This window comes from Nonomuraea longicatena, from assembly GCF_039525605.1.
Lineage (GTDB): Bacteria > Actinomycetota > Actinomycetes > Streptosporangiales > Streptosporangiaceae > Nonomuraea > Nonomuraea longicatena.
This window is the reverse complement of the sequence record NZ_BAAAHQ010000036.1, coordinates 31,013-44,171: the sequence shown is the minus strand read 5'-3', so window position 1 is coordinate 44,171 and position 13,159 is coordinate 31,013. Positions and strand designations below refer to the sequence as shown.

Genomic DNA, 13,159 nt, shown 5'->3' with positions numbered 1-13,159 from the left:
TTTCAGCGGGTCAGGAGGGGCCGGGGCCGGTCGAGCCTCTGACGACCAGTTCGGGGCGGAACATCAGCTCGACGTGCCTGGCCGGGACGCCGTTGATCTCCTCCAGCAGCGCCTGGGCGGCGGCGGAGGCCATCGCGCCGATGGGTTTGCGCACGGTGGTGAGCGGCGGGTCGGTGAAGGCGATCAGCGGCGAGTCGTCGAAGCCGACGACCGACACCTTGCCGGGCACGCTCAGCCCGCGCTCGCGGCAGGCGCGGATCGCGCCGAGCGCCATGAGGTCGCTGGCGCAGACCAGTCCGGTGCAGCCCCGGTCGAGCAGTTGGGCGGCGGCGGCCTGACCGCCCTCGACGGAGAACAGCGAGTGGGCGACGAGAGAGTCGGTGTCGGTGACGCCGAGCAGGTCGGCCATGGCCTGCCGGTAGCCCTCGATCTTGCGGATGACGGGGACGAACCGGCGGGGGCCGAGGGCCAGGCCGATGCGCTCGTGGCCGAGGTCGGCCAGGTGCCGGACGGCGAGGCGCGCGGCGAGCCGGTCGTCGGGGGAGATGAACGGCGCGCAGATGTGCGGGCTGTAGCCGTCCACCAGCACGATCGGCAGGCCGCGCTCGACCAGGCGGGAGTAGCGGTCGACGCGGGCGGTGGTGTCGGCGTGCAGTCCTGAGACGAACACGATGCCGTCGACGCCCCGGTCGACCAGCAGTTCGGTGAACTCGTCCTCCGGCGCCCCGCCCGGGATGCGGGTGCACAGCACCGGCGTGTAGCCGTGCTGGGTGAGCGCCCGCTCGACGGCCTGGGCGAAGGCGGGGAAGATCGGGTTGTCGAGTTCGGGGGTGACCAGGCCGACCAGTCCGTTGCTGCGTTGCCGCAGGCGGGCGGGACGTTCGTAGCCCATGAGGTCGAGCGCCGTCATCACGGTCTGCCGGGTGGTGGCCGAGACCCCCGGCCGGCCGTTGAGCACCCGGCTGACCGTCGCCTCGCTGACTCCGGCCTGTGCGGCGACGTCGGCGAGGCGAGCGTGTCCGTTCATGGTGGTTACTCTACTTTCCACCACACTGCGGAATCGGCGGCGCCGGGCGTCGCGGAGGCGATCAGAACCTCGCCCGTGACACCGAAGTCGACGGGCGAACCGGTCAGGTTGACGCCGACGGCGTACCGGCCGCGCCGGAAGAGCAGGGTGCCCTCGGGGGAGGGCAGCCAGCGCAGGTCTCCGGACAGGTGGTGGCGCAGGGCGAGCGCGGCGCGGTAGAGCTCCAGGGTGGAGCCGGGTGCGCCCTGCTGGGCCTCGACGGACAGCTCCGACCAGTGCTCGGGGATGGGCAGCCAGGGCTGGTTCCAGCCGAGCGTCCGCGTCCACGGCAGGGGCACGCGGCAGCCGTCGCGGCCGCTGTCGGGGTCGCGCAGCCGCTGCGGGTCGCGCTGGACCTCCTCCGGCAGGTCGAGCACCTCGGGCAGGCCGAGTTCCTCGCCTTGGTAGACGTAGGCGGAGCCGGGCAGCGCGAGCGTGAGCAGGGCGGCGGCGCGGGCGCGGGCGAGGCTGCCGTACCTGGTGACGTGCCGTTTGACGTCGTGGTTCGACAGCACCCAGGTACAGGGGGCGCCGACGGAGGAGGCGGTGGCCAGCGAGGAGTCGATCGCCTCACGCAGGCGACCCGCCTCCCACGGGGTGCTCAGGTAGTGGAAGTTGAACGCCTGGTGCAGTTCGTCGGGCCTGATGTACAGGGCCAGGCGCTCGGGGGTGGGCGCCCACGCCTCGGCGACGCCGATGCGCTCGCCGGGGTAGGAGTCGAGGATGCGCCGCCAGTGCCGGTGGATGTCGTGGACGCCGTCGTTGTCGAAGTACGGCACGACGTCGCTGCCGATCATCCGGATCTGGTCGGCGTGGCCGATGTCGGGCAGGTCGCGCGGCTTGACCATGCCGTGGGCGACGTCGATGCGGAAACCGTCGACGCCGAGGTCGAGCCAGAAGCGCAGCACGGAGTCGAACTCGGCGCGCACCTCGGGGTTGTCCCAGTCGAGGTCGGGCTGCTCCTTGTCGAACAGGTGGAGGTACCACTGGCCGTCCTCGACCTGGGTCCAGGCCGGGCCGCCGAAGATCGACTCCCAGTCGTTGGGCCGGTCGCGGAAGATGTAGCGCTCGCGGCCGACGCCGCGCAGCGCCTCCTGGAACCAGGGGTGGGCGGAGGAGGTGTGGTTGGGGACGACGTCGACGATGATCCGCAGGCCGAGGCCGTGGGCCTCGTCGATCATCGCCTTGGCGTCGGCGAGGGTGCCGAACAGCGGGTCGACGTCGCGGTAGTCGGCCACGTCGTAGCCGAAGTCGGCCATGGGCGAGGTGTAGAAGGGGGTCAGCCAGACGGCGTCGACACCCAGGTCGCGAAGGTACGGCAACCGGTCGCGGACCCCTCGCAGGTCGCCGACCCCGTCGCCGTCGCCGTCGGCGAAACTGCGCACGTACACCTGGTAGATCACAGCGTCGCGCCACCAGCCGGTCATCCGACCCCCGTTTTGGTCTCGATCCTGACAGAACTTTCCGCAAGTTTACGCAAAGGCTTCCATGGATGGGGAGTGGAGATCCCTACTTGACCGAAGGTCTACACGGCTCGACGTTTTTCGCTGCCAAGGGTGGACATGGAGCTATAACCGCGATGTACTACCTCATCAATCACAGCGGAACCTGGTGCAAGGTGCTGCCCATGAGCTCGGTCGTCCTCGACAACGTCACCAAGATCTACCCCGGTCACCACTTGGCGGTGGATCGCATGAACTTGCAGGCGGGCGACGGCGAGTTCCTCGTGCTGTTAGGTCCGTCGGGTTGCGGCAAGTCCACGCTGCTGCGCATGATCGCGGGCCTGGAGGAGGTCACGAGCGGCGACCTGTGGCTCGACGGCAAGCTCGCCAACCACCTTCCGCCGCGCGAGCGCGACGTCGCCATGGTCTTCCAGAACGGTGCCCTGTACCCACACCGCAGTGTGCGCGGCAACCTGTCGTTCCCGCTGGAGATCGCCAAGACCGACCCGAACGTGGTCAACGACCGGGTCACCGAGCTGTCGCGGGCGCTGCACATCGACGAGACGCTCGACCGCCGCCCCGGCACCCTGTCCGGCGGGCAGCGGCAGCGCGTGGCCATGGGGCGGGCCATCGTCCGCCAGCCCAAGATCTTCCTGATGGACGAGCCGCTGTCGAACCTCGACGCGGGCATGCGCACCGAGTTGCGCATGGAGATCTCGGCGCTGGTGCGCTCGGTCGGCGTGACCACGATCTACGTCACGCACGACCAGGTCGAGGCGCTCACGCTCGCCGACCGCATCGCCATCATGAACAGGGGCGTGCTGCAGGACGTGGGCACGCCCGCGCAGATCTACAACGACCCGGCGACCGCGTTCGTGGCCGCGTTCCTCAACTCGCAGCAGCTCAACCTGCTGGCGGCGACCGTGCGGACGCCGCAGAACCAGTACGTGATGCTCGACTTCGGGCCGCACCAGCTGACGGTCCCGTGGAGCGATCCCAGGGCGTACGCGATCTCGCAGTACACCGGGACGCAGGTGCTGGTCGGGCTGCGGCCGGACGGGCTGGCGCCGGTTCCGGAGAGTTACGACGGGCCGTCCTTCCTCGGGCGGGTGCGGGCGCTGGAGTACCACGGGCACGAGTGGCTCGCCTACGTGGAGTGCGGGGCGCCGGGCATGCCGGTGCCGGAGCCGCCGGATCCGCGCGCCGCGTTCAACGGGAACGGGCGGGAGCGGGGCGGGCTGGGCGGGCTGGTGAAGCGGCTGTTCACGACGCGGGCGCAGGCGGAGGAGCGGCCGGAGCCGGAGCAGCCGGGCAGCGGCATCCACCGGCGCACGGACCTGATCGTGCGGCTGGGGGTGCGGCCGGCGTGGCGGGTCAACGACGCGGCCAAGGTGGCGGTGGATCTGGCGCGTCTCATGATCTTCACGATGGACGGCACCCGCATCGACTCCACCCGCCGCGCGGGGAAGTAGATCCGGTTCGTCTCCACTCACCGGGCGGGGAAGTAGATCCGGTTCGTCTCCACCGACCGGGCGGGGGAACAGATCAGCTCCGCCTGTCACGGCGAAGCCGCCCCACGGCCTCCCGCCGTCCTCGGCGAGGGCCTCTTCGAGCGCCACTCCCCTGACCCGGCATCGCGCCGCGACGCCGCCCGGTCACGCGCGGCCTCGGCTGCCCTTTCCCGCCGTCCGAGTGCGCCGGACTCCACCACCCGGCTCCTCACCGTCCCGGCGCCGACAACCCACCCGGTAGGAAGCCAGTGCAGGGCATCCCGCTCACTTCAGGAACTGCGCGGCCCAAGCCGCCTCCGGCTCGTGTCCGCAAGCCACGGAGTCGGCCGGCGGGGCGGCGTCGCGGTGGGGTGGGGTCGGAGGAGTGGCGCTCGGAGAGGCCGCGAGGGGGCGGCGGCGGGCGGCGGCGGGGCGGCCTCGCCGTAACAGGGGACAGACAGGGGGTTGGGTTTGGAGAGGGCGGGGCGGAGCCGCTAGCGTCCTGGGACTGTGACGGGGCGGGCGACGATACGGATGGTGGCCGAGCGGGCCGAGGTGTCCGTGGCCACGGTCTCCTACGTGCTCAGCGGGCGCGCGGGCGGCAACACGCGGATCAGCGCGGCCACGCGGCGGCGGGTCGTCGCCGCCGCCGACGCACTCGGGTACGTCCCCAACCGGCAGGCGCAGAGCATGCGCACCGGCCGTACCCATCAGGTCTGCCTGGTGCTGCGCCACCCGCACACCCCCTGGAGCCGGGCCATGGCCCAGGAGGTGTCCGGGACGCTCGGCCCGGCCGGGTTCAGCACGCTGATCCTCGTGGACGGCGACTGGGAGACGTTCCTGCTCAGAGGCGGCGCCGACGGGGCCGTGATCGAGGCGTCCGCCGACGCCGTCCCCCGGCTGGAGGCGCTGGCGGCGCGCGGCGTGTCCCTGGTCGTGCACGGCGCCGGCGCCCTGGAGCCGCGCGGGTTCGACGCGGTCGTCTCGGACGAGAGCGCGGCCTGCGCCGCCGCCATGGACCTGCTGACCTCCCGGCACCGCCGGGTGGCCTGCCTCGGCGGCACGGACGGCGCTCGCCACACCGCCTACCTCCAGGGTCTGGCGCGCGCCGGGCTGCCGGTGGACCCCGGCCTGGTGCGTTTCACCGGTCCGTCGCGCGAGGTCGCCTACCGGGCGGCGATCGACCTGCTGAGCGGCGCCGACCGGCCGGGCGCGATCTTCGCGCAGAGTGACCTGGCGGCCATGGCCGCGCTGTGGGCGGCGCACCGGCTCGGCGTCGCCGTCCCCGGCGAGCTGGAGATCGTCGGCGCGGGCAACACCCCGGAGGGCGCGGCGGCCGATCCGCCGCTCACCTCGGCGGGTCCCGAGGCGATCTTCGCGACGATCGCCGGGCTGCTGCTGTCGCGGCTGTCCGGTGAGGCGTCGCTCCCCCGGGTGCGCGCGGTCCCCTGGACCCTGCACGAGCGGGCCACCACCCTGCCGTGACAGCTCAGATCCGGGCCCGGGTGTGTTCGAGGACGGTGGTCACCGGCCGTCCGGTGACGAGTTCGCCGTCCTCGACGAAGCCCTCCTCCCGCCCTTCCAGCGCCCGCGCGAGCCGGTCCCGCCACAGGGCGCGCGTGGCGGCGTGCTCGGGCAGCCCGGACAGATCGCGCAGCTCGTGCGGGTCGGTCTCCAGGTCGAAGAGCTGCTCGACGCCCTTGGCCGAGCCCCACACGTACTTCGTCCTGCCGTCGGTCATCCACTGCAGCGACTGCCCCCAGTAGACGTGCTCGCCGTGCAGGTACTCGCGGCGCGGGCCGGGCTCGCCCCGCAGGTGGCCGGCCAGGCTGCGGCCGTCCACGGTCTCGGGGACGGGCAGCCCGGCGAGGTCGAGCAGCGTCGGCATGACGTCCCGCAGTTCCACGACCTCGTCGGCGACAGAGGCCGGGCCGCCCCTGCTCGGGGCGTCGGCGACGATGAACGGGATGCGCGCCGAACCCTCGTACGGGACGCCCTTGCGGAACATGTGGTGGTCGCCCATCATCTCGCCGTGGTCGGAGGTGAAGGCGACGACCGTGTCGTCGTACAGGCCGAAGTCGGCGAGGGACTCCAGGATCCGGTTGATCTGCAGGTCGATCTGGGTCATCAGCCCGTAGTAGCCCGCTCTGGCGCGGTGGACGACGTGCGGCGGGATGCGGCCGATGCTCGCCTGGTAGTCGCCGTCGCGGCGGAACTCCGCCCACGCCTGCTCCCAGTCTCCGACGACGGGCTCGTACGGATCGATCCCGAGGTACTGCTCGAACGCCCACGCCGGCGGGTCGTACGGCGGATGCGGCCGGTGGAAGGACAGGTAGAGGAAGAACGGCCGGGTCGGGTCGCGCCGGTACATCCACTCGATCGCCTGGGTGCCGATCCAGTGGGTGGGGTGCAGGTGCTCGGGTTTGTCCCAGGGCCTGGCGACGATGGAGTTGCAGTTCACGCCGTGGTCGAAGTAGTCGGCGTCGGGTGAGACGCCGGGCTGCCTGCGCAGCCAGGGGACGTAGTCGTCGAAGAAGGCGAACTGCTGGCGGTGGGCGCGGCGGGAGTGGTGCAGGAACCCGTCGTGCAGGACGACGTCGTCGAAGCCGATGCGGCTGCGCTCCGGCCAGACGTGCATCTTGCCGATGGCCTGCGTGTGGTATCCGGCCTTGGCGAACTCCCTCGGCAGGGTCACGGGGTGGGCGGCGTCGAAGGGGATGCCGTCGTCGTAGCCGACGCGGCCGTGCCGTTCCTGCGACTGGCCGGTGAACAGCGCGACCCGGGCGGGCGCGCAGGTCGGGGTGGCGGAGTAGGCGCGCTCGAAGCGGGTGCCGCGCCGGGCCAGTTCGTCGAGGTGCGGGGTCTCGACGTGGGGGTGCCCGGCGGCGGACAGGCAGTCGCCGCGCCATTCGTCGACGCAGATGAGGAGCACGTTCGGCCGATCCACGGGCACCGCCAATCTCTGGGTTAAACGTTTAGCTAGGCATGATCCCGCGCGACGTGCGCATTTGCCAAGTTCACCCCATCCGTGGTACCACAAATGGGGTAAGAACTTCTGAGGAGGACGACATGGGCGGCAAGGCGGTCATCGTGGGTGCGGGCGTGGGCGGGCTGGCCACCGCCGTCGGGCTACGGCGCGCGGGCTGGGAGATCACCGTGATCGAACGCCGCGCCGAACTCGACGGGTTCGGCGGTGCGGCGTTCGGCATCAACCCGCCCGCGCAGAAGGCCCTCGACCGGCTCGGACTGGGCGAGGCGTTCCTGCGCAAGGCGGTGCCGTACCGGCAGGCGGCCATCCGCGAACCCGGCGGGCGGACGCTCACCCGCCTGCCGCTGGATCGCGTCGAACGAAGGGGCGGGCGGCCCGAGCGGCTCATCGCGCGCCCGCACCTGCTGCGGATCCTGCTCGACGCGCTCGACGGCATCGAGATCAGGTACGGCGAGCGCGTCGGCGATCCGGCCGAGCTGTCCGGCTACGACCTCGTCGTGGGGGCGGACGGCATCGGCAGCGGTGTGCGGGCCGCCTACTTCGGCGGCCGGACGGCCCAGCGGGAGGTCGGCACCATGGCCTGGATCGGCGTCGCCGACACCGACGTGGACGTCCACGGCGAGACCTGGGGCGACGGCGCGTTCTTCGGCTACACCCCCGTCGAGCCCGGCCGCACCAACTGGTACGCCGTACTGCCCTCCCCCGCCGAGGCGGCGTCGGTGCGGCCGTACTTCGCGAGCTGGCACGACCCGATCCCCCGGCTGCTGGCCGCGACCGACCCGGCGACGTGGATCGGCTACCGGATGCGCTACCTGCACCCCGCCCTGCCGACGTACGTGCACGGCGGGCGGGTGGCGCTCGTCGGCGACGCGGCCCACGCCATGACGCCGAACCTCGGACAGGGCGCGTGCTCGGCCATCCTCGACAGCGAGGCGCTGTCGAGGGCCGTCGCCACGCACGCCGACCTGCCCGCCGCGCTGCGCGCCTACGACGCCGAACGGCGCCGGCCGTCCCAGCGGGTGGCCCTCGCCTCGCGCAGCCTGCACCGGTTCATCACCACCCGGCACCCCCGCCTGCGCGACGGCGTGCTCCGGATGCTGCCCGTCTGACACCATCGCTCCCATGAGCATGAGCGAAGAGGAGATCCGCAAAGCCCACGTCGGGGCGCCGACGCGCCTCGACGGGCAGGTCACGCTGGTCGATCACGACCCCGCCTGGCCCCGCCACTACGCGGTCACCGCCGCCGCCGTCCGGGACGCGCTGGGCGAGGTGGCCGTCGAGCACGTCGGCTCCACCTCGGTGCCGGGCCTGCCGGCCAAGCCGATCCTCGACGTCCTGCTCTGCCTGGACGACCCGGCCGACGAGAGCGCCTACGTGCCCGCGCTCGCACCCCTCGGGTTCGCGCTGCACATCCGCGAGCCCGAGTGGTACGAGCACCGGGTGCTCAAACGCGAGGCCGGTCCGATGCCGGTCAACCTGCACGTGCTGCCGACCGACTGCGAGGAGGTGCGCCGCATGCTGGCCTTCCGCGACCGCCTGCGCTCCGACGAGCGGGACCGGGAGCTGTACGCGGCCACCAAGCGGGAACTCGCGGGACGCACCTGGGCCTACGTCCAGAACTACGCCGACGCCAAGAGCGAGGTCGTCGAGGCCGTCCTCGCCCGCGCCCTCGCCACCTGAGCCCCCCGGTACCGGCCGACCGGCGGCGGGCCCCGCTCACCGGGTCGACGCGGGCGTGTTCGCGGGCCGGCGCTCAGGCGAGCGTCAGCCGGGAGACCATGTCGCAGATACGGGTGGCCCGGTGGAGTTCGGCGCGGTGGAAGGCCGGGCCCTGGGATCTGGCCACCACCACGTGCATGGCCTCGACCGGGATGACCATCAGGAGGATGTCCTCCCCCGGGCGGGCCACCGCGCGCGGCGGCGGGTCCGGGAGGGCGTACTCGCCCGGGGCGCCCATGCTGGCGTGCCTGACGCAGCCCTCGGCCAGCGCCACGGCCCAGTCGGCGCCGCACAGCGCGGGCAGCGCGTCCACCAGGGTGGCGTAACCGCGCCCCGGGTCGGCGACGACCTGGATGAGCAGGTCGTAGTCGGGCGAACTGCCGGGCGTCTCCCGCGTGGGCCAGACCCCTTCCACCCGTACGCCGGGGACGCCGGTCAACCGGTCGGCGACGTCCGACGCGCTGCCCGGCCAGTCGAGCGTGAACTCGTCCACCGCCCGCCCCGACTCCCGTTCCAGCACCGTCACCTGCAGGATGTCGGCGCCCAGTGTCCCGAGCGCGCGGGCCAGTTGCCCCAGCCCTCCAGGCCGATCCGGCAGCGACACCCGCAATCGAAGCAGCATCATCCGCCCCCTTTCCCGGCCCACCCTGCCGTGTCGAGGTTTCCACGGTGTTCCATGCGTATTTCACATCCTTCCCTCACCATCCCCACCCTTTCCTCACGAACACCCCCGAACTCCGCATTCGGTCTTGATGGCACCCGCTCCGGCCTGCCCGAAGACCGGCGCCCGCGCCTATGACGACCGGCGGACGAGGAAGCGTCGTCACGGCGGCGTCCGACTTCCGGGGCGGCATGCTTCCCCGGAGGCCGCCCGGCGAGGCACAGCGGGGCGGGCTCCGCCGCAGGGCGGATTGACAGTGACCCTCCGGCCAGGATACAAAACCATATGGTTATTAAACCTGCTGGTTTGGATGCCACGTTCGCGGCGCTGGCCGATCCGACGCGCCGGGCGATACTCGCCCGGCTGCGGCACGGGGAGGCCACCCCGACCGAGCTGGCCGAGCCGTTCGCGATGAGCCAGCCCGCGATCTCCAAGCACCTGCGGGTGCTGGAACGCGCCGGGCTCATCACCCGCGGCCGCGACGCGCAGCGCCGCCCCTGCAGGCTGCGCGCGGCCCCCCTTGAGGAGGCCACCGACTGGCTGGCCGCCTACCGCGCGTACTGGCAGGAGAACTACGGACAGCTCGACGCCCTGCTGGACGAGCTGAAGGGAGAAGGCCCGTGAGAGCAGTGACCGTATCGGCGCCCGGCGCCCGCGACCTGGTCGTGGTGCGCTCCTTCGACGCACCCCGCCACCTGGTGTTCGACGCGCTGACCCGCCCCGAGCTGCTCGTGCGCTGGCTCGGCGCCCAGGGCTGGCGGCTGGTCGAGTGCGAGGTCGACCTGCGCCCCGGCGGCGCCTGGCGGTTCGTGTCCACCGGGCCGGACGGCCAGAAGATGGGGCACGGCGGCCACTACGTGGAGGTCGTGCCCGGCGAACGGCTCGCCTACACCGAGTCGTACGACGACCAGTGGGTGGAGGGCGAGGCGCTGGTCACGGCCGAGCTGGCCGAGAGCGGCGGGCCGCCTGAGCTGCCTGAGCTGCCTGAGCTGACTGTGCTGACCACCACCATCCGCTTCCCCTCGCGCGAGGTGCGCGAGGCGGCCCTGCGCTCACCGATGGAGAGCGGGCTGGCCCACGGCTACGCCCGCCTGGACGAGATCCTGGAAGGACTCACCGCATGAACTGGACTCTTGAGGTCGTCGTGGTCCCCGTCTCCGACGTGGACCGGGCCCGGACGTTCTACGAGAAGGGCTTGGGCTTCGCCGTCGACCACGACACCGGCGCGGGCGAGCGACGCTTCGTCCAGCTGACGCCGCCCGGCTCCGGCTGCTCCGTGGTGATCGGCACCGGCCTCACCGAGACGGCGCCGGGCGCGCTGCAGGGCCTGCAACTCGTCGTCAACGACGTCCGCAAGGCCCGCGCGGAACTCGCGGGCCGGGGCGTCGAGGTCTCCGAGGTACGGTTCGCGAGCCCTGACGGGTTCCGCGCGGCAACGGACGACGACGACCTGAACAACGCGGGGTTCGTGTTCCTGTCCGACCCCGACGGCAACGGCTGGGCGGTCCAGCAGATCACGTCGCGGCCGTGACGTTCTCCCTTTCATCGCCCTTGGGACGCAGCACGCCCGCGAAGACCGTCATGCCCACCACCACCAGGGTGATCAGGGCGAAGGCCAGCGGATAGGAGAAGGTACCCGCCGCCCATCCGGTGACGGCGGGCGCGATCAGCCCGGACAGGTACGTGATCGTCGCGACGCCGGCGACACCCTCCGCGGGGGTGTCCCCGGCGCGGGAGGCGGCGAGGAAGACCAGCGGCACCACCACCGCGAGCCCCGCCCCCATGAACCCGAAGCCCACCATCGACAACGCGGGCACCCGCGAGAACACGACGATCACGCCGCCGACGATCGCGAGCACGCCGCCGAGCCGTACGACGGTGTCGGCGCCGACCCGCCGCACGAACCGGTCGGCGACGAGCCGGCAGCCCGCCGTGAGCAGCATGAAGACCGTGTACGCGGCGGCGGCGGTACCCGGCCCGGCCTCGGTGACCTTGGTCATGTACACGGCGGCCCAGTTGGCGGTGGCGCCCTCGGCGAAGGTGCCGCAGAAGCCGACGAGGCCGATGCCGACGATCGCCCGCGTCGGCAGCGCGAACCTGCGCGGGACGGGTCCCTGGGCACTGGCCGTGTCGTGGTGGAGTCCCCTGCCGACGGCCAGTGCCGCGCCCAGCAGGATCGCCGCCATGATCGACAGGTGGATACGGGCGTCGACGGCGTAGTGGGCGGCCGCCACGCCGACGCCGCCGGCCACGAGGCTGCCGACGCTCCACATGCCGTGGAGTCCCGCGATGATCGAGCGGCCCAACTGGCGTTCGAGGGCGACGCCGTGGGCGTTCATGACCACGTCGGAGGTTCCGGCGGCCATGCCGTACAGGACGAAGAAGCCGAACAGGACGGCGGGCGTGGGAGCCAGTGCGGGGGCGGCCAGCATGGCGCACCACACCGCGATCAGCAGGCGGGTGGCGGTGCGCCCGCCGATGCGATAGCTGAGCCGGCTGGCGGTCGGCATCGCGATGAAGGCGCCGATCGGCTGGCACAGCAGGACGAAGCCCAGCATCTGGGGGCTGAGCTCGAAGTGGTCCTGCAGCCAGGGGATGCGGGTGGCGAGGCTGCCCGCGACGGCGCCGTGAAGGGCGAAGACGAGGGCGATGGCGCGGTGGGGAGTCACGCCTGAGAAATTAACAGGTAGGGTTCCTGATGAAAAGACTTTATCCGGCAGGATCCCTGACTAATATGTCTGACATGAAGACGGCGACCCCGGCGACGGCGCGCGCGATCAACGATCGGCTCGCCCTCGACCTGCTCCTTGACCAGGGGCCGCTCACCGCCCCGCAACTTCGCGAGCTGACCGGGCTGAGCCGGCCGACGATCTCCGACCTGATCGACCGGCTGCGCACCGCCGGGCTCATCGAGGTCACCGGCGAGTCCGGCGGCGACCGGCGCGGCCCCAACGCCCGCTGCTACGGCCTCGTCGCCGAGCGCGCCCACGTCGCCGGGGTCGACATCCGCCGCACCGGCCTGAGGGGCGCCGTCGCCGACCTCGTCGGCCGCACCGTAGGCGAGGCCGACCACCCGGCCGGCACCGACCTGGCCGGCGCGCTCGTCGCCACGCTCGCGCGGGCGGCGGACGGCCGCCCGCTGCAGAGCGTCGTGCTCGGCGCTCCCGGCCTGGTCCACCCGCACACGAGCGGGCTGACCACGGACAACGGCGTGCCCGGCTGGAGCGCGGACGTCCTCGACCGGGTGCGAGCCGGCACCGGCGCCCACGTCGTCCTCGACAACGAGACCAACCTCGCCGCCATCGCCGAGCACCGCCTCGGCGCCGCCCGCGACCGGGCCGACTTCGTGCTGCTGTGGCTCGACGACGACGGCGTCGGCGGCGCGGTCTTCCTCGACGGCCGGGTGCGCAAGGGCCGCTCGGGCGGCGCGGGGGAACTCGGCCTGATCGAGGCGGCGGGCCGCACGCTGTGCTGCGCGGTCGAGCCGCCGGCCGTGCCGTACGACGAGCTGGCCTGGCAGGTCGCCCGGGGGCTGTTCCCCGCCGTGGCCGTGGTCGATCCGGGTCTGGCCGTCATCGGCGGCAGCCGGGGCCGCGCGGGCGGCGAGGAGTTCGCCGCCCTGGTCGGCGAGCGCCTGGCGACCCTGTCACCGGCCCCGACGGAGGTGCTGGTGAGCACGGTCGAGGGCAACGCCATCCTCCAGGGCGCCGTACTGACCGCCCTCGACCTGGCCAGGGACGCCGTCTTCGGCTGACATCGATGATGGGGACGCGCGCCGGCTTCCGTGACGAC

13 protein-coding genes are annotated in these 13,159 nt (G+C 72.5%); 8 read left to right on the top strand and 5 right to left on the bottom strand.

Translation table 11 applies throughout. The features are described 5' to 3' along the window. Positions 1 to 10: 10 nt before the first annotated feature. Both ABD120_RS28870 and ABD120_RS28865 read right to left on the bottom strand, forming a co-directional pair. Positions 11 to 1,027 (bottom strand): LacI family DNA-binding transcriptional regulator, encoded by a 1,017-nt coding sequence (locus ABD120_RS28870; RefSeq protein WP_343953295.1) that lies wholly within the window; start codon positions 1,025 to 1,027, stop codon positions 11 to 13. Positions 1,028 to 1,032: 5 nt separating this feature from the next. After that, positions 1,033 to 2,493: a glycoside hydrolase family 13 protein gene (locus tag ABD120_RS28865; RefSeq protein WP_343953294.1), complete on the bottom strand. Its 1,461-nt coding sequence runs from the start codon at positions 2,491 to 2,493 to the stop codon at positions 1,033 to 1,035. A 200-nt stretch (positions 2,494 to 2,693) separates the two neighbouring features. On the opposite strand from ABD120_RS28865, the gene ABD120_RS28860 reads away from it, so the two are divergent. Beyond that, positions 2,694 to 3,980: an ABC transporter ATP-binding protein gene (locus ABD120_RS28860; RefSeq protein WP_343953293.1), complete on the top strand. Its 1,287-nt coding sequence runs from the start codon at positions 2,694 to 2,696 to the stop codon at positions 3,978 to 3,980. Positions 3,981 to 4,508: 528 nt separating this feature from the next. Beyond that, the gene (locus tag ABD120_RS28855) at positions 4,509 to 5,483 is read left to right on the top strand and encodes a LacI family DNA-binding transcriptional regulator (protein WP_343953292.1); all 975 of its coding nucleotides are present in this window, start codon (positions 4,509 to 4,511) and stop codon (positions 5,481 to 5,483) included. Positions 5,484 to 5,487: 4 nt separating this feature from the next. Here the strand turns inward: ABD120_RS28855 and ABD120_RS28850 are convergent, their stop codons facing one another. After that, a complete protein-coding gene (locus ABD120_RS28850; RefSeq protein WP_343953291.1) occupies positions 5,488 to 6,951 on the bottom strand; it encodes an arylsulfatase in 1,464 nt (487 codons plus the stop codon). A gap of 116 nt (positions 6,952 to 7,067) precedes the next feature. On the opposite strand from ABD120_RS28850, the gene ABD120_RS28845 reads away from it, so the two are divergent. Then, on the top strand, positions 7,068 to 8,096 hold the full coding sequence (locus ABD120_RS28845) for an FAD-dependent oxidoreductase (RefSeq protein ID WP_343953290.1): 1,029 nt from the start codon (positions 7,068 to 7,070) through the stop codon (positions 8,094 to 8,096). 13 nt (positions 8,097 to 8,109) lie between these two features. Then, complete coding sequence (locus ABD120_RS28840) at positions 8,110 to 8,667, top strand: GrpB family protein (protein WP_343953289.1); 558 nt, start codon at positions 8,110 to 8,112, stop codon at positions 8,665 to 8,667. Positions 8,668 to 8,740: 73 nt separating this feature from the next. On the opposite strand, the gene ABD120_RS28835 is transcribed toward ABD120_RS28840, so the two are convergent. Further along, positions 8,741 to 9,331 (bottom strand): ACT domain-containing protein, encoded by a 591-nt coding sequence (locus tag ABD120_RS28835; protein ID WP_343953288.1) that lies wholly within the window; start codon positions 9,329 to 9,331, stop codon positions 8,741 to 8,743. Between the two features lie 321 nt (positions 9,332 to 9,652). On the opposite strand from ABD120_RS28835, the gene ABD120_RS28830 reads away from it, so the two are divergent. From ABD120_RS28830 to ABD120_RS28820, 3 genes are read left to right on the top strand one after another with little or no spacing between them, the layout of a single operon-like run. Further along, positions 9,653 to 9,991, top strand: coding sequence for an ArsR/SmtB family transcription factor (locus ABD120_RS28830; protein WP_425564054.1), 339 nt, complete (start codon positions 9,653 to 9,655; stop codon positions 9,989 to 9,991). Next, positions 9,988 to 10,491, top strand: coding sequence for an SRPBCC family protein (locus tag ABD120_RS28825; protein ID WP_343953284.1), 504 nt, complete (start codon positions 9,988 to 9,990; stop codon positions 10,489 to 10,491). Before ABD120_RS28830 ends, ABD120_RS28825 begins: the two co-directional genes overlap by 4 nt. Then, positions 10,488 to 10,898, top strand: a complete 411-nt coding sequence (locus ABD120_RS28820) for a VOC family protein (protein WP_343953283.1) — start codon at positions 10,488 to 10,490, stop codon at positions 10,896 to 10,898. The genes ABD120_RS28825 and ABD120_RS28820 overlap by 4 nt, the downstream gene beginning before the upstream one ends. Here ABD120_RS28820 and ABD120_RS28815 read toward each other — a convergent pair. Further along, entirely contained in the window at positions 10,882 to 12,036 is a 1,155-nt protein-coding gene (locus tag ABD120_RS28815) for an MFS transporter (RefSeq protein ID WP_343953282.1), read from the bottom strand. The genes ABD120_RS28820 and ABD120_RS28815 overlap by 17 nt on opposite strands. 74 nt (positions 12,037 to 12,110) lie before the next feature. On the opposite strand from ABD120_RS28815, the gene ABD120_RS28810 reads away from it, so the two are divergent. Further along, the gene (locus tag ABD120_RS28810; protein WP_343953281.1) at positions 12,111 to 13,121 is read left to right on the top strand and encodes an ROK family transcriptional regulator; all 1,011 of its coding nucleotides are present in this window, start codon (positions 12,111 to 12,113) and stop codon (positions 13,119 to 13,121) included. The last annotated feature ends 38 nt before the right edge of the window (positions 13,122 to 13,159 follow it).

Coding starts and splice junctions, on each gene's coding strand:
- ABD120_RS28870 (WP_343953295.1), bottom strand. CDS start 1,027: ATGAACGGACACGCTCGCCTCGCCGACGTCGCCGCACAGGCCGGAGTC.
- ABD120_RS28865 (WP_343953294.1), bottom strand. CDS start 2,493: ATGACCGGCTGGTGGCGCGACGCTGTGATCTACCAGGTGTACGTGCGC.
- ABD120_RS28860 (WP_343953293.1), top strand. CDS start 2,694: ATGAGCTCGGTCGTCCTCGACAACGTCACCAAGATCTACCCCGGTCAC.
- ABD120_RS28845 (WP_343953290.1), top strand. CDS start 7,068: ATGGGCGGCAAGGCGGTCATCGTGGGTGCGGGCGTGGGCGGGCTGGCC.
- ABD120_RS28840 (WP_343953289.1), top strand. CDS start 8,110: ATGAGCATGAGCGAAGAGGAGATCCGCAAAGCCCACGTCGGGGCGCCG.
- ABD120_RS28835 (WP_343953288.1), bottom strand. CDS start 9,331: ATGATGCTGCTTCGATTGCGGGTGTCGCTGCCGGATCGGCCTGGAGGG.
- ABD120_RS28830 (WP_425564054.1), top strand. CDS start 9,653: ATGGTTATTAAACCTGCTGGTTTGGATGCCACGTTCGCGGCGCTGGCC.
- ABD120_RS28820 (WP_343953283.1), top strand. CDS start 10,488: ATGAACTGGACTCTTGAGGTCGTCGTGGTCCCCGTCTCCGACGTGGAC.
- ABD120_RS28810 (WP_343953281.1), top strand. CDS start 12,111: ATGAAGACGGCGACCCCGGCGACGGCGCGCGCGATCAACGATCGGCTC.